This window comes from Buchnera aphidicola str. Sg (Schizaphis graminum), assembly GCF_000007365.1.
GTDB lineage: Bacteria > Pseudomonadota > Gammaproteobacteria > Enterobacterales > Enterobacteriaceae > Buchnera > Buchnera aphidicola.
In genome coordinates this window covers 463,936-485,012 of sequence record NC_004061.1, presented here as the reverse complement: position 1 = coordinate 485,012, position 21,077 = coordinate 463,936, and the positions used below count along the sequence as shown (strand labels likewise).

At 24.9% G+C, this 21,077-nt stretch carries 15 protein-coding genes and 2 pseudogenes; 6 read left to right on the top strand and 11 right to left on the bottom strand.

Annotated features, from left to right (window positions below; translation table 11 throughout):
• Positions 1–37 precede the first annotated feature (37 nt).
• From corC to prfB, 8 genes and pseudogenes are all read right to left on the bottom strand, one after another.
• Positions 38–913, bottom strand: coding sequence for a CNNM family magnesium/cobalt transport protein CorC (gene corC / locus BUSG_RS02245; RefSeq protein ID WP_011053938.1), 876 nt, complete (start codon positions 911–913; stop codon positions 38–40).
• Between the two features lie 86 nt (positions 914–999).
• The gene (gene ybeY / locus BUSG_RS02240) at positions 1,000–1,317 is read right to left on the bottom strand and encodes an rRNA maturation RNase YbeY (protein ID WP_011053937.1); all 318 of its coding nucleotides are present in this window, start codon (positions 1,315–1,317) and stop codon (positions 1,000–1,002) included.
• 164 nt (positions 1,318–1,481) lie between these two features.
• Positions 1,482–2,801 carry a tRNA (N6-isopentenyl adenosine(37)-C2)-methylthiotransferase MiaB gene (miaB, locus tag BUSG_RS02235; RefSeq protein ID WP_011053936.1) on the bottom strand — a complete coding sequence of 440 codons (1,320 nt, stop codon included), beginning with the start codon at positions 2,799–2,801 and terminating at the stop codon, positions 1,482–1,484.
• Between the two features lie 43 nt (positions 2,802–2,844).
• Positions 2,845–3,639 (bottom strand): thymidylate synthase, encoded by a 795-nt coding sequence (gene thyA, locus BUSG_RS02230; RefSeq protein ID WP_011053935.1) that lies wholly within the window; start codon positions 3,637–3,639, stop codon positions 2,845–2,847.
• 18 nt (positions 3,640–3,657) lie between these two features.
• A pseudogene (gene lgt / locus BUSG_RS02225) lies at positions 3,658–4,504 on the bottom strand (prolipoprotein diacylglyceryl transferase).
• Positions 4,505–4,561: 57 nt separating this feature from the next.
• The gene (gene lysA / locus BUSG_RS02220; RefSeq protein ID WP_011053934.1) at positions 4,562–5,809 is read right to left on the bottom strand and encodes a diaminopimelate decarboxylase; all 1,248 of its coding nucleotides are present in this window, start codon (positions 5,807–5,809) and stop codon (positions 4,562–4,564) included.
• A 67-nt stretch (positions 5,810–5,876) separates the two neighbouring features.
• Positions 5,877–7,388 (bottom strand): lysine--tRNA ligase, encoded by a 1,512-nt coding sequence (lysS, locus tag BUSG_RS02215; protein ID WP_011053933.1) that lies wholly within the window; start codon positions 7,386–7,388, stop codon positions 5,877–5,879.
• Between the two features lie 8 nt (positions 7,389–7,396).
• Positions 7,397–8,492 (bottom strand): peptide chain release factor 2 gene (gene prfB, locus BUSG_RS02210; RefSeq protein WP_108926791.1). Its coding sequence is split into 2 segments (ribosomal slippage): positions 7,397–8,419 and positions 8,421–8,492, totalling 1,095 coding nucleotides; the frame shifts between segments, so codons are not numbered across the junction.
• Positions 8,493–8,643: 151 nt separating this feature from the next.
• Between prfB and ygfZ the strand changes: the two genes are divergently transcribed.
• Both ygfZ and gmk read left to right on the top strand, forming a co-directional pair.
• Entirely contained in the window at positions 8,644–9,603 is a 960-nt protein-coding gene (gene ygfZ, locus BUSG_RS02200) for a tRNA-modifying protein YgfZ (RefSeq protein WP_011053932.1), read from the top strand.
• Between the two features lie 77 nt (positions 9,604–9,680).
• On the top strand, positions 9,681–10,304 hold the full coding sequence (gene gmk, locus BUSG_RS02195; RefSeq protein WP_011053931.1) for a guanylate kinase: 624 nt from the start codon (positions 9,681–9,683) through the stop codon (positions 10,302–10,304).
• Between the two features lie 116 nt (positions 10,305–10,420).
• Here gmk and typA read toward each other — a convergent pair whose 3' ends face one another.
• Positions 10,421–12,250 (bottom strand): translational GTPase TypA, encoded by a 1,830-nt coding sequence (gene typA / locus BUSG_RS02190; protein WP_011053930.1) that lies wholly within the window; start codon positions 12,248–12,250, stop codon positions 10,421–10,423.
• 216 nt (positions 12,251–12,466) lie between these two features.
• Between typA and yihA the strand changes: the two genes are divergently transcribed.
• Entirely contained in the window at positions 12,467–13,072 is a 606-nt protein-coding gene (yihA, locus tag BUSG_RS02185; RefSeq protein WP_011053929.1) for a ribosome biogenesis GTP-binding protein YihA/YsxC, read from the top strand.
• A 13-nt stretch (positions 13,073–13,085) separates the two neighbouring features.
• Here yihA and BUSG_RS02180 read toward each other — a convergent pair whose 3' ends face one another.
• Positions 13,086–13,949 carry a 5'-3' exonuclease gene (locus BUSG_RS02180; RefSeq protein WP_011053928.1) on the bottom strand — a complete coding sequence of 288 codons (864 nt, stop codon included), beginning with the start codon at positions 13,947–13,949 and terminating at the stop codon, positions 13,086–13,088.
• A 289-nt stretch (positions 13,950–14,238) separates the two neighbouring features.
• Positions 14,239–14,868, bottom strand: a complete 630-nt coding sequence (locus tag BUSG_RS02175; protein ID WP_011053927.1) for a DsbA family protein — start codon at positions 14,866–14,868, stop codon at positions 14,239–14,241.
• 160 nt (positions 14,869–15,028) lie between these two features.
• On the opposite strand from BUSG_RS02175, the gene mutS reads away from it, so the two are divergent.
• The 3 genes and pseudogenes from mutS to cysI all read left to right on the top strand — a co-directional run bounded on the left by mutS (position 15,029) and on the right by cysI (position 21,077).
• Positions 15,029–17,446 carry a DNA mismatch repair protein MutS gene (gene mutS, locus BUSG_RS02170; RefSeq protein WP_011053926.1) on the top strand — a complete coding sequence of 806 codons (2,418 nt, stop codon included), beginning with the start codon at positions 15,029–15,031 and terminating at the stop codon, positions 17,444–17,446.
• A gap of 120 nt (positions 17,447–17,566) precedes the next feature.
• Complete coding sequence (locus BUSG_RS02165) at positions 17,567–19,375, top strand: assimilatory sulfite reductase (NADPH) flavoprotein subunit (RefSeq protein ID WP_011053925.1); 1,809 nt, start codon at positions 17,567–17,569, stop codon at positions 19,373–19,375.
• Positions 19,375–21,077, top strand: a pseudogene (gene cysI, locus BUSG_RS02160) (assimilatory sulfite reductase (NADPH) hemoprotein subunit). Before BUSG_RS02165 ends, cysI begins: the two are co-directional and overlap by 1 nt.

The following is a 21,077-nucleotide window of genomic DNA, read 5'->3' as shown; positions in this document are numbered from 1 at the left end:
ATTTTATTATAATTTTTTATAAAATATAATATGATTCTTATTTTTCTAATTTTTTAGGAATTTTATTTTCTGGAACTGTTACATGTATTTGTATAACTTTTCGGCTATCAGCTATAGAAACTTTAAAGTTGTATCCATTAATATTAATATGATCTCCTCTACTTGGTAGATGTCCAAAAGCCTTCATTACTAATCCACCAATTGTATCTACTTCTTCGTCACTAAAATTAGTTTCAAAGGTATCATTAAATTCTTTTATTTCTGTAAGTGCTTTAATAGAAAATATACATTTTTTTAATTTTCTAATATTAACTTTTTCTTCGTCATCATATTCATCTTGAATTTCTCCTACGATTAATTCAAGAATATCTTCTATTGTAACTAATCCTGACACTGCTCCAAACTCATCTATGACTATAGCCATATGACTTCTTTTTAAACGAAATTCCTTTAGCATTGTATCTACAGATTTACTTTCAGGCACTACAACAGCAGATCTTAATATGTTTTTTATACAGAATGCATCTTCTGGATGTTTCATAAATGGTAACAGATCTTTTGCAATTAAAAATCCTTCTACATAATTTTGATCTCTACTCATTACTGGAAAACGAGAATGTGCCGATTCGATTATAATATCAAGACATTTATTAAGATTATAATTTAATTTTAATGTTATCATTTGCGTTCTTGGTATCATAATATCTTTAATCCTTTTTTTTGCAATATGCATAACGCCTTCTAACATATCACAAGTGTCTTGATCGATTAATTCATTTTGTTCTGAATCACGAATCAATACTAACAGTTCTTCTCTATTTTTTGGTTCATCATGAAAAATTTGATTTAATAAAATAGAAAAAAAACCTTTGCGATTAATTTTATCAGTACCTTGTGTATCTTTGTTACTCATAGTATTATGATTATCTATTTTTAAAAATATATCTTTCTTATTCTATAGGTAGAAAGAGATAGGTTAAAATATTTTTTATAAAAAAATTACGAACTTTTCATAAAATATGGTTTTTCATAATTTAAAAATAACATTATTTTGTTTTCTATTTTTTCCATGATTTTTTTTTCTTTTTTGTTTTTATGATCATATCCTAAAAGATGAAGTGTTCCATGTATTATCATATGTGCCCAACGTGATTCTAATGTTTTTTGATATTTTAACGATTCTTTTTCAATTATTTTTTTACATAAAACAAGATCTCCTAACAATGTTTGATTTTTATTTATAAACAAATCAAATTTAAAAGATAAAATATTTGTTGATTTATTTTTTCCTCTATATTTTAAATTTATATTTTTCATTTCTCTTTCGTCAACAATTCTAATGTTAATTAAATTAACATTTTTTTTTTATATAAGACTTTTTTTATCCATTTTTCAAAAATATATTTTTTTGGTATATTTTTAGTGTTTTTACAATTTTTTTGAATTGTTAAAATAATGTTATTTTTTTTTTTCATTTAATTTTAAATTAATTCACCTTGTAATGAATGAGTATGTACCTTTTTAATTTTTAACTTAATAAATTTACCAATCATCTTATGCGATCCTTTAAAAGTAACAATTCTATTGTTTTCTGTTTTTCCATATAATTCCATAATGTTTTTTTTTGATACACCTTCTACTAAAACAGATTGTGTGCTTTTTAACATTTTTCTACTCCAAGACATAGTTTGCTTATTGATACAATTCTGTAAAGTATATAAGCGTTTTTTTTTCTCTTGTAAATCAATATTATCTTTCATTTCTGAAGCTGGTGTACCTGGTCGACTAGAATATATAAAACTAAAACTCATATCAAAATTTATTTTTTTTATAAAATTAATAGTTTTTTGAAAATCTTCTTCAGATTCACTAGGAAATCCAACAATAAAATCAGAACTAATTTGAATATTTGAACGAGCTAAAATAAGTTTTTCGATGATTTTTTCGTATTCTTCTGTTGTATACGATCTTTTCATTAGTTGTAGGATTCTATTTGATCCACTTTGTACAGGAAGATGGAGAAAGCTCACTAATTTTGGTGTATCTTGATAAACTTCAATAATGTCATCAGTAAATTCAAGTGGATTACTTGTTGTAAAACGAATTCTATCGATACCATCTATTTCAGAAACTAATCGCAATAATTCTGAGAAAAAACAAATTTTTCCATTAAACGTTCGACCTCGATATGCATTAACATTTTGTCCTAATAAATTAATTTCTCTTACACCGTTTTCAGCTAAGATTGATATTTCTAACAAAATATCATCAGATGGACGACTGATTTCATGTCCTCTAGTATATGGTACAACACAAAATGAACAGTATTTATTACATCCCTCCATGATAGAAATAGAAGCTGTATATCCTGTTTTTTTAGGTTCTAAAGAATAATTAAATTTTTCTAATTGAGGAAAACTAATATCAATCATAAATCGACGATTTTTTTCTACTTTATCAATCATTTGAGCTAGTTTATGTAAAGTTTGTGTACCAAATACAATATCTACATAGTTTGCTCTTTTAAAAATTTCTTTACCTTCTTGTGTTGCTACACAACCTCCTACGGCAATAATAACATCAGGTTTTTTATTTTTTAATTTTTTCCATCTTCCTAATTGATGAAAAACCTTTTCTTGAGCTTTTTCTCTTATAGAACAAGTATTTAAAATTAATATATCTGCTTTTTCAACTTCTTTAGTAATTAAATATCTTCCTGTTTTCTCTAAAAATACCGTTATCATAGATGAATCATATTCATTCATTTGACAACCCCAAGTTTTTATATATATATATTTCATTTTAGTAAAATTAATCCTACTTTTATGTAAAAATATCGTATTTTTATACAGATATTTTTCCCTTAATTAAGGAATATGGTTTATACCCAACAATTTTAAAATCTTCAAAAGAATATTGAAATAATGATTGAGGTTTTTTTAAAATTATTAACTCTGGTAATTTTTTAGGTATTCTCAATATTTGTTTTTTCGCCAATTCAACATGATTTTTATATAAATGAACGTCACCTCCTGTCCATAAAAATTCTCCAACTTGTAGATTACATTGTTGAGCTATCATATGTATCAGTATTGCATAGCTAGCTATATTAAAAGGCAAACCAAGAAATACATCGCAAGAACGTTGGTAAAGTTGACAACTTAATTTTTTTTTTAATACGTAAAATTGAAATAATATATGACATGGAGCTAAAGACATTTTATCAATTTCTCCAACGTTCCAACTAGATACTAAAATTCTACGTGAATCAGGATCTTCTTTTATTTGTTTTAGTACGTTTTTTATTTGATCGATTTTTTTTCCGTTAGATGTATCCCAACTTCTCCATTGTTTTCCATAAATTGGACCTAGATCACCAAATTTATCTGCCCAGTTATCCCAAATTGATATTTTATTTTCGTTAAGATATTTAATATTTGTTTCTCCCCTAAGAAACCATAAAAGTTCATGAATAATTGATGGTATATGACATTTTTTTGTTGTGATAAGAGGAAAACCTTTTTTTAAATCAAATTTCATATGATGTCCAAAAATAGATAAAGTTCCTGTACCGGTTCGATCTTTTTTTGAATTTCCATTTTTAATTATTTTTTTTATTAAATCTAAATATTGTTTCATACTGCCTCAATAAAAGAATTATTTTTTATAAATAGATTTACATATTATAATACATCCAATAATAATCATCGGAATAGACAATATTTGACCCATAGTTATTATGTTTTTTAATAGTCCAATTTGAGGGTCTGGTTCTCGAAAAAATTCACTTATTATTCTTAATATTCCATAACTTATTAAAAATAAAGCACTAATACTACCTGTATTCCTTTTTTTTCTAGTAAAAAAATAGATTATGAAAAATAAAAAGATGCCTTCTAAAAAAAATTCATATAATTGTGAGGGATGACGAGGCAATACTCCATATTTATCTAATATGTCTTGTAATTCAGGATTTTTAGAAACTATTTTTAAATCTTCTTTATATGTGTTAGGAAAAAGAAAGGCATATGGAAAATTTGGTGCTATACGACCGAATAATTCACTATTAATAAAATTTCCTAACCTTCCTGCTCCTAATCCAAAAGGTACTAGTGGAACTATGAAATCAGATATTTTTAATATTTTTACATTTTGTTTTAAAGAAAGGTAATACATAGCAATTATTGCTCCTATTAATCCTCCATGAAATGACATACCACCTTCCCAAATGTGTAATGAGCATAATATGTTTTGAGAAAAATATGAAAAATTATAAAAAATTATATATCCTATCCTACCTCCAATACATGAACTTATAAAAATAATATATAATAAATTTTCTATGTTTTTTTTATCTGATTTTTTTTTTAACGCTCTTTTTTCCATACCATACAGCAAACATAAAACTTATAAGATACATAAAACCATACCAGTGAGCTTTAAAAGAACCAATCGAAAAAATAATAGGATTGATATTTGGAAAATTGATATACATATATTGTATTGTATCCTTTTAAACTGAAATTAGATTTTAGTGTAATAAATAATATTTTTAAAAGTATTATTTTTCTAAATTTAATAATTCATTGATTTTTTGTCGTCTTCTAATTGTTCTAAATGTGTTGTTTTCTAGCAAAATTTCTTGAATAAGTGGTCTTGTATTGTAATTAGACGACATTGAAGCACCATAAGCACCTACATCGTGAAAAATCAAATAATCCCCTATTTTTAATATTGGTAATTTTCTAGTAGTTATATTTCCTCCTTCTTTTTGTGTAAAAATATCACCTGATTCGCACAAAGGACCACCTATAATCGTATCTATTGTTTCTGTTTCGTGTATATTCCGATCATCTTTAGTAACAACAGATACATGATGATAACTTCCATACATAGTTGGACGCATAAGGTCGTTAAAACCAGCATCAATTAAAACAAAATTTTTATCTCCCATTTTTTTAATTGCTCTTACCTGTGAAATTAAAATTCCTGATTCTGCTACTAAAAATCTACCTGGTTCAATCTCTAATTGTATTGGTGTATTTAAAAAACGAGATATTTTTTTTCTTGCTTCATCCCAAATTATAAAGTATTTTTTGGTATCAATAGGTTTTTCATTAAATGTATAGGGTATTGGCAAACCACCTCCAGCGGAAATAAATAATATTTTTTCATTTATTTCCATTGCCTTTTCTATCATGGCCTGACCGACTTTTTTAAGGTGTTTATAGTTGACTCCGGAACCAATATGCATATGTAGACCTATCAGTTTTAATTTATATTTTTTTATAATAGGTATCGCTAAACGAGGATTCCAAATGCCGTGTTTACTGTTTTCCCCTCCAGTATTAGTTTTTTTGCTATGTCCATGTCCAAATCCTGGATTAATTCTTAACCAAACATGATGACCAGGGGAAAGTTTACCTAATTGTTCTAGCATATCTATTGATCCGGCATTAACTGGAATTTTAAAATCAATTACCTTAGATAAGGTTTCTTCATCAAAGAGATCTGCAGTAAAAATTATTTCGTTGGAATTAGGTTTAAATCCAGCTACTAAAGCTCGTTCTATTTCACCTAATGAAACTGCATCTACTTTTATATTTTTTTGTTTCATTAAACGCAATATATGAATATTTGAACACGCTTTTTGAGCAAATCGAACAATATCAAATTCTTTTAGTAAGTTGATTTTTTTATGGATTATATTTGAATCATAAACCCAAAATGGAGACTGGAATTTTTTTATTAGTATTTTAATGTTTTCAAAATTAAGATTTGTTTTAGTTTTATTTAATAATTCTGGCATTTTTTTTCCTATTTTATTATTGTATAATTACACACCTACTCAAAATAAATTTATAAAAAAATAAGAATTATTTTTTAAATGAACGTAATGTTGGAAATAAAATAACGTCCCGAATGCTTATTTGATTAGTTAATATCATAATCAGACGATCAATTCCAATTCCTAAACCTGAAGTAGGAGGTAAACCGTATTTTAATGCCTCTATGTAATTTTCATCATACAACATATCTTTATTTTTTTCTTTTTCTGCTATTTTCATTTGATTTAAAAATCTATTTTTTTGATCTTCTGAATCGTTTAATTCAGAAAATCCATTTCCAATTTCATATCCAGCAATAAAAAGTTCAAATCTATCTGTTACATTAGAATTAAAATCGTTACGTCTAGCTAGGGGAGAAACTTCCACTGGATATTCAGTAATAAAAGTAGGTTGAATAAGGTTTTTTTCTACTGTTTTTTCAAAAATTTCATTTTCTATATAACCTATATTCCAATTGTCTTTTATTTCGATACCAATATTATTTGCAATTTTTTTAATTTTTTGTAAATTTTTTAAATCTGATAAACAAATATTTGAATTAAATTGCAAAATAGATTCTTTCATCGTTAATTTTTTAAACGGAATATTAAAATTTAAGTAATACTTATTATATTTTATTTCACTTTTTCCACAAATTGATTTGATTATATTTTTTAGTAAATTTTCAGTAAAATTCATCATATCTTCATAATTAGAATAAGCTATATATGCTTCCATCATAGTAAATTCTGGATTATGTCGAGCAGAAACTCCTTCATTACGAAAATTTCGATTGAGTTCAAAAATACGTTCAAAACCACCCACAATTAGTTGTTTTAAATATAATTCAGGTGCTATTCTTAAGTACATTTCTTCATTAATTTCATTATGATAAGTAATAAAAGGTCGAGCATTTGCTCCACCAGGAATATTATGTAACATAGGAGTTTCTACTTCTAAAAAATTGTTTTCTATCATAAAATTTCGAATGAACCTGATTATTTTAGAACGATTTTTAAAAATATTAAATAATTGATTATTACTAATTAAATCTAAGTATCTTTTTCTATAACGTTTTTCTTGGTTAGATAATCCGTGAAATTTATCAGGTAAGGGTCTTAAAGATTTAGTTAATATTTTTAATTTTTTAGAAAAAATAGATAATTCTCCTGTTTTTGTTTTAAACAATATTCCTTCTATTCCTAGAATATCTCCAATATCCCATTTTTTAAAATGATTGTTGTAAAAATCTGATGTAATCTCTTTTTCTCTTGTATAAATTTGTATTTTTCCTTCCATATCTTGTAATGTAAAAAAAGATGCTTTTCCCATAATTCTTCGTTGTATCATACGACCTGCAATCGTAACTTCAACATTTAAAACTTTAAGTTCATTAATTGTTTTATTTTCATATTCTTGATGTATTTTGATAGAGTTAGTGTTTTTTTTGAAACTATTTGGAAAAGAAAATCCGTTTTTTTTCATATTAATCAGTTTTTCTTTTCTTATTTGTTTTTCTTTTTGAAAAATATTATTATTTAAATCTGTTTTTTTAATCATTTTATTTTCTATAATCCCATTATTAAACTTTGTTCAATAAAATCGTCTAAGTCACCATCTAATACAGATTGTACATTATATTTTTCTACTCCTGTTCTAAGATCTTTTATTTTTGAATTATCCAATATATAAGAACGAATTTGATTACCCCAGCTGATATCTGATTTATTTTTCTCTATTTTTTTTTGTTTTTCCTTTTTTTCTTTTATTTTCATTTCGTATAATTTAGATTTCATTTGCTTAATTGCTTGTTCTTTATTTTTGTGCTGTGATCTATTATTTTGACACTGAGTAACAATATTTGTAGGTAAATGAGTAATTCGAACAGCTGATTCTGTTCTGTTTACATGTTGTCCTCCTGCTCCTGAAGCTCTGTATACATCTATTCTAAGATCAGATGGGTTGATTTCAATATTAATTTTATCTTCTATATCTGGATATATAAAAATTGAACTAAATGAAGTATGACGCCTTTTTCCTGAATCAAATGGGCTTTTTCTAATTAAACGATGTATTCCTGTTTCTGTTCGTAGCCATCCAAAAGCATATTGTCCAGAAACTTTAATAGTAGATGATTTTATGCCAACTATTTCTCCTGTAGATTCTTCAATTATCTCTGTTTTGAATCCCTTTTTATCAGACCATTTTAAATACATTCTTAATAATATTTTTGACCAATCTTGAGCATCTACTCCTCCTGAACCAGCTTGTACATCAATATAGCAATTGCAATGATCATGCTGATTTGAAAACATACGATAAAATTCAAGTTCTTGTATTTTTTCTGCTATTTTTTTAATTTCTTCAGATATCTCTTGTATGATTGCATTGTCTTTTGTTTCTATAGCTAAATCTAAGAAAATAATCATCTCTTTTATATTTTTTTCAATATTATTAATTTTATTTATTATAATATTTAATAAATTCTTTTCTTTATTCAGATTATGTACATATTCTTTTTTTTTCCAGATTTCAGTTGATGATAATTCTAAATCGATTTCTAAAATACGTGTACTTTTTGCTACATAGTCAAAGATACCTCTTCAAATCTTTTTTACGTTGTATCAATTTGTTTATTTTATTTGTTATTATATTAATTTCCATTGTCATTTTTTCTTCCAAAAATTTGTTTTAAAAAATAATTTTAAGTTTTTTTTATAAAAATGATTAAAAAAAATTTATTTTTTTATTATATATTTAATTTGATAATTTTTTTTTTTTTTAGTTAATATATTTTAACTTTTTAAGGAAAGTCATGTCATTATCTAAATGTTTTAAAAATTCTATTTATCCTTCAATTAATTTACCTTTAACATTAAGTTTACTTGAAGAATGGTGTTTAATTTATATATGTGGTATTGATAGTAAAAAACATCTTCAAAATCAATTTACTATTGATATAAATTGTTTAAAAAAAGAAGAATATAAGCTTTGTGCTCATTGTAATTTTAATGGAAAAGTATGGGCAACTATGTTTATTTTTCATTATAAAAAAGGTTTTGCTTATATTATTCGTAAAAGCATCGCTAAAATACAAATTAAAGAATTAAAAAAATATGCTATTTTTTCTAAAGTAGAAATTCGAGAGTTAGATGACATTTATTTATTTGGACTTTCTGGGTTTAATGCTAAGTTTTTTTTATCAAAAAATTTTGTTGATATACCGAACAAAAATTGTTCATTAATTTCTAATCAGGATAGGACAATACTTTGGTTTTCAGAACCTTGTGAAAGATTTTTGTTAGTTTTATCTTTAAAAGACTTACTGCTTTTAAAGAGAAAAGAAAACGAAATAACCTTGCTGAATAACAGTAAACAATGGCTTCTATTTGATATAGAAGCAGGGTTTCCTATTATTGACAAACAAACTTCTCAAAAATTTTTGCCGCAATCTATTAATTTAATACTGCTTCAAGCTGTAAGTTTCGATAAAGGATGTTATTATGGACAGGAAACAATAGCACGAGTATTTTATAAAAATTTAAATAAATATTCACTATATCTTTTATCAAGTAAAGGAAATATTAATCCTAAAATTGGTTCTATTATTGAAATGAAAAAAGAAGAAAAATGGTATAGAATTGGCTTCTTACTAGCAATCGTTCATGTTGAATTTAATAGAACTGTTATACAAGCTGTATTAAATAAATCTATAAATATTCAAAACATATTCAGAATTTATGAATTTAAAAATATCTTTTTAATTAAAAATTAGTATTTTTTATTTAATGATTTTTTTTTAAAAAAAATTCTTTTTTTTGCAAAAATTTAGATAATATTGTTTAAAAAATCATGTCTCAAGGTATTCTTTTTATTATTTCAGCACCAAGTGGAACAGGAAAATCTAGCTTAATTGAAGGATTATTAAAAACAAAATTTTTATATAATATTCAAGTTTCTATTTCTCATACTACTAGAGTTATGAGACCTGGTGAATCTCATGGAAAACACTATTATTTTATATCAAAAAAAGAATTCAGAATAATGATTAAACAAGAATCTTTTTTAGAATATGCTAAAGTGTTTAATAACTATTATGGAACTTCACGTCAATCTATTGAAAAAATGTTGCTTTCAGGGATTGATGTTTTTCTTGATATAGATTGGCAAGGAGCTAATCAGATTCGGTATAAAATGCCAAATTCGAAGAGTATTTTTTTGCTTCCTCCATCTAAAGATGAATTATATAAAAGATTAAGAGAACGAGGACAAGATAGTGATACAGTTATTTCAAAAAGAATGGAAAAAGCTGTTGATGAAATGAATCATTATTCAGAATATGACTATTTAATTATTAATGATGATTTTCAAAAAGCTATAAATGATTTAAGAACTATTATTATTGCTGAGCATTTATGTTTATTTCATCAAAAAAATAAGCATAATGTATTAATTTCTCAATTATTAAAAAGTTAAAACTATAAAATTTTTTCTGTATGAAATATTTTTTTTATTTAAAATTATTTATATAATTCTATTGAGAAAATAGAATTATATAATTAATAAAAGTTGATTTTTTTAACAAAAATAGCTTAATCAACTATAGTAGTTCTATCTCGATTGGCTTTTTTTCGTTCGTTTTCTTTTAAATAACGTTTTCTTAAACGTATTGATTTTGGTGTGATTTCTACTAATTCATCATCATTGATAAAAGATAAAGCTTCTTCTAATGTGAATTTTGTAAACGTTGTTAAAATTATAGCTTCATCTGTCCCTGAAGCTCTCATATTTGTTAGTTTTTTTCCTGTAAGACAATTTACTGTTAAATCGTTAGAACGATTATGTAGTCCGATTATTTGACCTTCATAGACTTGAGTACCGTGTCCTAAAAACAATTTTCCTCTTTCTTGTAAATTAAATAGAGCAAAAGCTACCGCCATACCAGTACTATTTGATATTAAAACGCCATTTTTTCTTTGTCCTATATCATTTTTTTGATATTTTTGATAGTGACTGAAAGATGAGTAAAAAAGTCCAGTTCCTGAAGTTATACTCATAAATTCTGTACGAAATCCAATTAAAGCTCTACTCGATAAAAGATATTCAAGACGTATCCTTTTATTAGGATCAACAGTTATATTTTTTAATTCACCTTTCCTTTCTCCTATAAATTTCATAATATTGCCTTGATGTTTTTCTTCAATGTCTAGGATGATATTTTCAAACGGTTCTTGCTTAATATCATTTATTTCACGAAAAATTATTTTGGGACGAGATACCTCTAATTCGAATCCTTCACGACGCATATTTTCTATTAGTATAGATAAATGCAATTCGCCACGTCCAGAAACAGAAAAAATATTTGCATCTTTTGTTTCTTTTACTTGCAAAGCTACGTTGTGTATGGTCTCTTTTTTTAATCTTTCTAAAATTTGACGTGATGTAATATATTTACCTTCTTTTCCTGAAAAAGGTGAAGTATTTACTGAAAAAAACATGTTGACTGTAGGTTCATCTATAATTAACGGTGGAAGAGGGCATAAATTATCTGGATGGCAGATTGTATCAGAAATGTTTAATTTATTTAAACCTGTAATAGCAATTATATCACCTGCGTCTCCTTTTTGTATTTCTAATCTTTTAAGTCCAAAATAATTTAATACCTTATTAATTTTACCATTTCTGGTGTTTCCTAAACTATCAATAATAACTACTGAATCATTTGGTTTTATATGACCTTGTTTAATACGACCAACACCTATTACTCCTAAATAATTATTGTAGTCAAGTTGCGAAATTTGCATTTGAAATTTTTGATTAGGATCTACATTAGGCGCTGGGGCATATTTAATAATTGCTTCGTACAATGGAATCATATTTTCTTTCATGTCAAGATAATTTATCCCTGAAGTTCCAAGAATTGCAGAAGTATATATAATTGGAAAATCAAGTTGTTTATCATTAGCATTAAGATTAACAAAGAGATCGAAAATTTCATTTATAACCCAATCAGGACGAGAATTTTTTCTATCAATTTTGTTAATAACTACAATAGGATTTAAGCCATATTTAAATGCTTTTTTAGTGACGAAACGAGTTTGTGGCATAGGTCCATCTAATGCATCTACTATTAGTAAAACTGAGTCAACCATAGACATTACTCGTTCTACCTCACCGCCAAAATCAGCGTGACCTGGTGTATCAACAATATTAATTTTATATTCTTTCCATTTAATAGAAGTATTTTTAGATAATATTGTAATCCCCCTCTCTTTCTCTAAATCATTAGAATCCATAATACGTTCTTTCTTTTCTTCATGTTTTTGAAAAGTTCCAGATTGTTGTAATAGTTGATCAAGTAGCGTGGTTTTACCATGATCAACATGTGCTATAATAGCAATGTTTCTTATATTTTGATGCATTTTTCTTCCTTTAAAAATTAATCTTTTTTTAATAGATAGATATATAATAGAGATTAATTTTAGATAGAATTTGAGAAAAGATAAAATTTTGCGGATTATGTTTTTTTATGTTAAAAATATCAAACGTATTTGAGAAATATTTTTTAAAAAAAAGTATTAATTTTATGTAAAGAATATTTTAAGTTACCCTTGATTCTAAACATTTGAGGTTAAATTTTGATTATTTTAAATTATAACAAAACATTTTTTTTAAAGAGTATTTCTAATATTTCTGATATACAAATTGAACATGGAATTGAAATTGCTTTTATTGGTTATTCTAATTCAGGAAAATCGAGCGCTATTAACGCGTTGACTAATCAAAAAAAACTAGCTCGTTTCAGTAAAACGCCTGGTCGTACTCAATTAATTAACCTTTTTCAAGTGACTTCTGATTTTAGAATTGTTGATCTTCCGGGTTATGGTTATGCTAAAGCTCCTTTATTAATTAAGATAAAATGGCAAAATATGATATACAGTTACTTAAAAAATAGCAGATCTTTAAAAGGATTAGTTTTGTTAATGGATATTAGATATCCTTTAAAAATTCTTGATCAAGATATCATTAGTATGGCTTTAAATTGTAAAATTCCTATTTTATTATTACTAACGAAATGTGATAAGTTTACAATAAATAATCAAAAAATTCAATTTCAAAAAGTGTATGAAAAATTAGATAAATTTTTGAATGAACTTCATATTCAACTATTTTCATCTTTAAAAAAAATAGGAATTGAAAAACTAAAATCTAAATTAAACTTTTGGTACGAAAAATATCGTTGAATATGAATATTTTTTATTCGTTAAATGAATACCATCGAATCAAATTAGATAATTTTTTAAAACATGTTTTTTTTAAAGTAATTTCTTCAGAAGTAATATTAATAGGAACATCTAATTTTATTTTGGCTAATTGATATGAAAGAAAAGCAGTTTTTTTATAATTTTTTAATTGAATAGCAGCATTTTTAGCATTTCGAAAGGGTAAAGATTGTATTTTTTCAATGTTATTGTAAATATTTTTGATATTTGAAAATTTTTTTAATAGAAATAATGCAGTTTTTATACCAATTTTAGGAACACCTGGAATATTATCCGAGGAGTCTCCCATTAGAGCCAAAAGATCAATAAATTCTTTAGGATAAATGCCATATTTCTCTTGTATTTTCTCTGGAGTAAGAATACTGTTTTTACTGATGTTCAATACATTAATATTATCAGTTATAAGTTGTATCATATCTTTATCATGACTTACAATTAATACTTGTTCTCCTTTTTGTTCTAGTTTATATGCTAAACTTCCAATAATATCGTCGGCTTCTATTCCTAAAATACTTAATGTCTTAATTCCAATTTCCTCAAGTATTTTAAAAAGAGGTTGGATTTGTACGTAGAGTTTGTTAGGCATTGCTGATCTATTACTTTTATATTCTTTAAATATTGTATTTCTAAAATTTTTTTTAGAAGAATCAAAAATAATAATAATTTTTTTTGAATTATAATTTTTGTTTAAAATATTTTGTATCGTTTTTAACATTCCATATATAGCTCCAGACGGATTTTCTTCATTACTGTTAAAGTTTTGAAATGTAAAATAAGAACGATATAAATATAAACTTCCATCTACTATGATAATCGGTTTTTTTTTTGTGTACGGCATGAATTTTATCTTTTAATTAGTTAAAACTGAATTTAGTAAAATAAAAGAAAATAGTATACTATTAAATAATTTTTTTTAGTAAAAGTGATTTTATAGATGACTTTATATGTAAAATACAAAATATCAATATAATATTTTTTTATTTTTTAATAAACTGAAAAAGTTAAGTTAATTTAATTTTAAAAAAGTAGTATAAAAAAGATTGAAATTAAATATTAAAAATATTTATTACTACTTAAAGTAATTTTACCATAGAAAATATAGATCTTGATATTTATATCGTATTAACTTACTTTTTTGAAAGTAAAAATTTTATTAATTTTATATATTTTTTAGAGAAATTTGTTTTAAAAATCTTTTCTAATTTATAATAGTCAATTACATATTTTCCGTTTACTATCATAGTAGGAACATGATTTAATTTAATTTTATTTATATCATTATCATTTTTTTTTATTAGCATTTTAATTGTAAAGCTATTCCAAAATTTATTGTATTGATCTTTATTTATGCCTGTTTTTTGCAAAAATATATTTTTAATATTAGAAGTATGACTTATAGTATTATTTTCTTGAATTTCTTTAAATATAGGCATCATAATTTTTTCTTCCACTTTCATTTTTTGAGCTATTATCCAAATTTTTGTTAGTATTTTGCTAAATTCTCCTCCTAAAAAATTAACATGATAAGTTTGTATTTTTATTTTTTTATCTATTTTATTTTTAATTAAAGATTGAATATTGTATATCTTTTCTAATTCATAACAATACGGACAAAAAAAAGAAAAAAAATGCATCACTTTAGGAACATTAGAAATATTTCTTTTTTCTATTTCATATTCTTTTTTATTATTAAATTCATAAGACGAAGCAGTAAAAGATAAAAATATACTGTATAAAACAATCAATATTTTTTTCATTTTTCTATCCATATTCTATAATTTTTTTATAAATAAAAAATTTTAAAACAATTCATAAAATGAAAGAATACACCTATCTAGTATATAATGTTAAATTTTCATTTTATAAATTCTTGAAATATTAAATTTTTCATAATTTTTAATTATATTTGAGTTCCAGATGACTGAAACTAATTTTTCTACTAAAAATAGTAATCATACTCCAATGATCAAACAGTATTTATCTTTAAAATCACAATATCCTAATATGCTTCTTTTTTATCAAATGGGTGATTTTTATGAATTATTTTACGAAGATGCCAAACGCGTTTCTAGATTATTAAAAATTACTTTAACCAAAAAAGGCAATTCAAATAACAATATTATTCCTATGGCTGGAGTGCCATGTCATACTGCAGAGTATTATCTCTCTAAACTTGTAAAAATGGGAGAATCTATTGCAGTATGTGATCAAATAAAAGATGTTTATTCTGAAAAAAAATTGCTAACTCGTCAAGTAGTTCGAGTTATTACTCCTGGTACTATTACAGATGAAGCATTTCTTGAAGAAAACAAAGATAATTTTATTGCAGCGGTTTGGAAAGAAAATAATAAATTTGCATATGCTATTTTAGATATTTCTTTGGGATTTTTTGGTGTTTCTGAACATTTCGATAGAAATTCTTTATTATCAGAAATTGAACGTACAAATCCTACAGAATTATTATATCCTGAAAATTTCGAAGATATGTTATTGATATCTCATAAGAAATGCATACAAAAACGTCCATTATTAGATTTTGATATAAAAATTTCATATAAGTTACTAACTTTACAGTTTAAAACCTCTAATTTGAATGGATTTGGTATTAAGAAAAATCATTTTGTTATTCGCCCTGCTGGTTGTTTAATTAATTATATCAAATTGATGCATATATCATTTTTACCTCATATTCGTAAAATACAATTTAATTATATAGAAAATAATATTTTTATGAATTCGAGTACACGTAAAAGCCTTGAAATCATTGAAAGTATTTCTGGTGAAAGTAAAAATACTCTATCTTCAGTATTAAATAAAACAGTCACATCTATGGGTGGAAGATTATTAAATCGCTGGTTAAATACTCCTTCAAAAGATTTAAGTTTAATTAAAAATCGTCATGGAATGGTAAAACTTTTACGACCTTTTTATAAAGAAATACAATGTATTCTTCGTCAAGTGAGTGATCTCGAAAGAATATGTTCACGTTTAGCTTTACGTACTGCCTTACCCCGTGATTTTGTCCGAATGCGTTCGACATTAAATATTTTACCTGATTTATGTTTAATATTAAAAAAAATAAAATCGACTAGCATTAATAATGTTCTCATGTCTATTGGAAAATTTGAAAAAATATTATTTTTGCTGAAAAAATCGATAAATTTAACAGTTCCTTCTTCTATTCGAGATGGAGGTGTAATAGCATGTAATTATAATAAAAAACTTGATGAATTACGCTCTTTAAAAAAAAATTCTCAAAAATATTTACAAGACTTTGAAGTAAAAGAAAAAAGTAGATTAAATATTGATTCATTTAAAATCGGATACAACAATATCGTCGGTTATTATATTCAAGTTAACAAACGTCATTCTCATTTAATTCCGCATTCTTATCTTAAGATACAAACTTTAAAAAATGTAGAACGATATAGTGTTCCTCTATTAAAAAATTATGAAAAACAAGTTATTAGTGCTAAATTTCAAGCTATTTTTTTAGAAAAAACGCTATATATGGAATTATTTGATATAATCGAACCGTTTTTAGAAGACTTAAAAAATAGTGCATTTGCATTGTCGGAATTAGATGTTTTAGTCAATTTATCTGAACGTTCTATATCTTTAAATTATGTTTGTCCTAAAATGACTAAAAAATATGGTATTACCTTGGTAGAAAGTCGTCATCCAGTTGTTGAATGTTTTTTAGAAAATCCCTTTATTAGTAATTCTGTTGATTTATCAAAAAAAAATAGAATGCTTATTATTACAGGCCCTAATATGGGTGGTAAAAGTACTTATATGCGTCAAGTTGCACTTATTATTATTATGGCTTGTATAGGTAGTTTTGTACCTGCAAAGTATGCTTCTATTGGTTTGATTGATAAAATTTTTACACGTATTGGTTCTGCAGATGATGTTAGTAATGGTTATTCAACTTTCATGATGGAAATGACAGAAATATCTAATATTCTTCATAATGCAACTTGCAATAGTTTAATTTTAATAGATGAATTAGGACGAGGAACATCAAATAAAGATGGATTAGCATTAGCTTGGTCATGTTCTAAATATTTAATGACTAAAAATAAATCTATGATTTTATTATCGACTCATTTTATTGAATTAACAAAATTAGAAAATTTTTTTAAAAATATAAAAAATTTTTATTTTTCTGCTTTTGAACATGATTCAAATATAGCTTTTTTATATAAAATTAAAAAAGGAATTTCAAAAAAAAGTTACGGTATAGCAGTAGCTTCTTTATCTGGGATTCCAGATATTGTAATACAAGATGCAAAAAAGAAATTAATTGAATTAGAAAGTGATAATGTTTTTTAAAATAGTTTTCTATAAAATTTTGACTTCTTATTAGTAGATAAAAATTAATATTTTCTGTAAATTATACTAAATTAATAATATTAGTTTTTTAAAACTAATAAACTTTAGGCATTTAGTGTAATGAAAAATAAAAATCCCTTTAATATTTTTTTTCCCCTTAGTTTAGATAAAATAGAAAATTTAGAAAAAATTAAAAAAAATTGTTCTAGTATTCAATATGCTTGGCTTTCAGGTTATTTTTGGAATTTAGCTAATCAAACTCCTTCTCGATTAATATGTGAAAAAAATGAATTTTTTCGAAAAGATAATGAAGAGAAAATAATTACTATTATATCTGCTTCTCAAACTGGAAATGCTAGACAGCTTGCTAAACGTTTTAATAAATATTTAAAAAATGAAAATAAGAAAACTAATTTAATTGATGCTGCTGATTATAATTTCAAAAAAATTAAAAATGAAAGGTTTTTAATTCTAATTATTTCTACTCAAGGAGAAGGTGAACCTCCAGAAGAAGCACTATCTTTTTATAAATTTATTATGTCAAAAAAAGCTCCGAGATTAGAGAATTTACACTATAGTGTATTTGGATTAGGAGATGTTTCTTATAATTTATTTTGTCAAGCAGGAAAAGATTTTGATAAAAGATTCAGCGAATTAGGAGGAAAAAGTTTACTTCATAGACTAGATTCAGATATTGAATATGAATCAAATTATATACAATGGTCAGAAGAGTTGTTACTTGCTATAAACAAAATAGATGTTTCTACTTGTTCTGTGTTCAAAAAAAATGATAAAAAAAATTTTATTGATAAGTTAAATTATACAAAGTATAAACCTGCTGTTGCTACAGTTTTATTAAATCAAAAAATTACCGGTCGAAATTCAACTAAAGATGTTCATCATATTGAGTTAGATATAACGAATTCAAATATTGTTTATACACCTGGTGATGCGTTAGGTGTATGGTATCAAAATAGTAGTCAATTAATAAAACAAATATTAAAACTACTTTCTATAAGAATATCTGATAAAGTTAAAGTTAAAGATAAAATAATTACTATTTTTGAAGCTTTGAAAAAAAATTTTGAATTAACTACAAATACTAAGCATATTATTCAAAAATATACTGATGTTACACAAAATAAATTTTTGAAAAAAATTATATCTGATAATAAAAAATTAAACAACTATGTAAAAAAAACACCTTTGTTAAAGATGATATATGATCATCCTAAAAAACTGTCTTCTCAACAATTAATTAGTATTTTACGACCTTTAAAACCTAGATTATATTCTATTTCTTCATCTCAATCTGAAATGAATGATGAAGTTCATATTACAGTCGGAGTAGTGAAGAAACAAATTTCTGGTACTATACATTTAGGAGGTTCTTCTAGTTATTTATCACAATTTTTAAAAATTGATGATTCTGTAAAAATTTTTGTTGAAGAAAAGAGTAATTTTCGTTTACCTGAAAATAAAGATGTACCTATTATTATGATTGGATCAGGAACTGGTATCGCTCCATTTCGTGCTTTTATACAACAACGAGATAATGATAAAGCTACAGGAAAAAATTGGATATTTTTTGGTAATCCTAATTTTACTGAAGATTTTTTATATCAATTAGAATGGCAAAAATATTTGAAAAAAAAACTTCTTACTAAAATGAGTTTAGCTTGGTCACGAGATCAAAAGGAAAAAATATATGTACAAGATAAAATAAGAGAAAATGGAAAAGAATTATGGGAATGGGTCAATCAAGGGGCACAAATCTACGTTTGTGGTAATGCATCTAAAATGGCAAAAGACGTTGAAAAAGAATTGTTAGATGTTTTTAGTAAGAATGGTTCAATGGATATTGAAGAATCTAGTGAGTTTTTAAATAACTTGAGAATAACAAGACGTTATCAAAGAGATGTATACTAATGAAAAAAGATTATAAAAAAGTATTTTTAAAAAATACTAAAGAAGAGCGAATTAAAGAAAACAGTAATTATCTTAGAGGCACTATTATTGACGATTTAAAAGATGAGATTACTAATGGTTTTACTGGAGATAATTTTTCCCTAATTCGGTTTCATGGTATGTATCAATAAGATGATCGAGATTTACGTTTAGAACGTAATGAACAGAAATTAGAACCCCGTTATGCAATGATGTTGCGTTGTCGTTTACCTAGAGGAATTATTAAAGCTAAAAAATGGTTGAAAATTGATCATTTTGCAAGTAAAAATACATTATATGGAACAATTCGTTTGAATAATCTTCAAACTTTTCAATTTCATGGAATTTTAAAGAAAACATTAAAAGATGCTCATAAAATGTTAAATAAAATAGGTTTAGATTCCTTAGGTACAGCTAATGATGTTAATAGAAACGTTCTTTGTACATCTAACCCTATGGAATCTTTAATTCATCAACAATGTTATGAATGGTCTCAAAAATTTCAAATTTTTTATTACCTCAAACTAAAGCATATGCAGAAATCTGGTTAAATCAGAAAAAAATTGCTACTACAGATCAAGAACCAATTTTAGGCAAAACTTATTTGCCAAGAAAATTTAAAACTACAGTCGTAGTTCCGCCATATAATGATGTAGATTTATATGCTAACGATATGAATTTTATAGCGATTACAAAAAATAATAAAATAGTAGGATTTAACGTATTAATAGGTGGTGGTTTATCTATCAATCATGGAAATAAAAATACATGGCCTTTTCTTGCTGTAGAGTTAGGTTATATTACTCTTGAAAAAACTTTATCTGTTGCTGAATCTATAGTAACAACGCAACGAGATTGGGGCAATCGTACTGATCGAAAAAATGCAAAAACTAGGTACACTATAGCAAAAGTAGGATTAAGTGTTTTTAAAAAAGAAGTAGAAAAAAGAGCTAATATGACTTTCGAAACTATAAAACCTTATTATTTTATTAGTCGAGGAGATAGATTTGGATGGACAAAAAACATTAATAATGACTGGAGCTTAACAGTTTTTATTCAAAATGGAAGAATATATGATAATGATAAACAATTAGTAAAATCAGGTTTATTAAAAATAGCTAATTTACACACAGGTAATTTTAGATTAACAGCAAATCAAAACATAGTAATATCGGAAATATTAGACAAAAATAAGAAAAAAATAGAAGAAATTGCTATATCTCATGGATTAATAAAAAAAGTAAGTTCCTTACGTGAAAATTCGATGGCTTGTGTTTCTTTTCCTACTTGTCCATTAGCAATAGCTGAATCTGAACGTATTTTGTCTTTTTTTATTACTAAAGTAGAGAATATCATGTTAAAATATGGCATTGAAAAAGAAATAATAATTTTACGTATTTCTGGATGCCCGAATGGTTGTGGAAGATCTTTATTAGCTGAAATTGGTTTAATTGGCAAATCTCTTGGTCGATATAATTTATACATTGGCGGAAATCGAATAGGAAGTCGAATTCCTAAAATATACAAAGAAAATATTACAGAACAAGAAATATTAATTCATTTAGATTTTTTAATAAAAATTTGGTCTATTGAACGTCAAAAAAAAGAACATTTTGGAGATTTTGTTATTAGAAGGAATGTTGTAAAAAAAGTTGTTAATCCTATTTATGACTTTTGGAATTAG

Excerpts from the sequence above, each read along its gene's own strand:
- BUSG_RS02165 (WP_011053925.1), top strand. The coding sequence starts at position 17,567 with ATGAAAAATAAAAATCCCTTTAATATTTTTTTTCCCCTTAGTTTAGAT.
- typA (WP_011053930.1), bottom strand. The coding sequence starts at position 12,250 with ATGCATCAAAATATAAGAAACATTGCTATTATAGCACATGTTGATCAT.
- ygfZ (WP_011053932.1), top strand. The coding sequence starts at position 8,644 with ATGTCATTATCTAAATGTTTTAAAAATTCTATTTATCCTTCAATTAAT.
- lysS (WP_011053933.1), bottom strand. The coding sequence starts at position 7,388 with ATGATTAAAAAAACAGATTTAAATAATAATATTTTTCAAAAAGAAAAA.
- thyA (WP_011053935.1), bottom strand. The coding sequence starts at position 3,639 with ATGAAACAATATTTAGATTTAATAAAAAAAATAATTAAAAATGGAAAT.
- miaB (WP_011053936.1), bottom strand. The coding sequence starts at position 2,801 with ATGAAATATATATATATAAAAACTTGGGGTTGTCAAATGAATGAATAT.
- gmk (WP_011053931.1), top strand. The coding sequence starts at position 9,681 with ATGTCTCAAGGTATTCTTTTTATTATTTCAGCACCAAGTGGAACAGGA.
- BUSG_RS02175 (WP_011053927.1), bottom strand. The coding sequence starts at position 14,868 with ATGAAAAAAATATTGATTGTTTTATACAGTATATTTTTATCTTTTACT.
- corC (WP_011053938.1), bottom strand. The coding sequence starts at position 913 with ATGAGTAACAAAGATACACAAGGTACTGATAAAATTAATCGCAAAGGT.
- BUSG_RS02180 (WP_011053928.1), bottom strand. The coding sequence starts at position 13,949 with ATGCCGTACACAAAAAAAAAACCGATTATCATAGTAGATGGAAGTTTA.
- lysA (WP_011053934.1), bottom strand. The coding sequence starts at position 5,809 with ATGCCAGAATTATTAAATAAAACTAAAACAAATCTTAATTTTGAAAAC.
- mutS (WP_011053926.1), top strand. The coding sequence starts at position 15,029 with ATGACTGAAACTAATTTTTCTACTAAAAATAGTAATCATACTCCAATG.
- ybeY (WP_011053937.1), bottom strand. The coding sequence starts at position 1,317 with ATGAAAAATATAAATTTAAAATATAGAGGAAAAAATAAATCAACAAAT.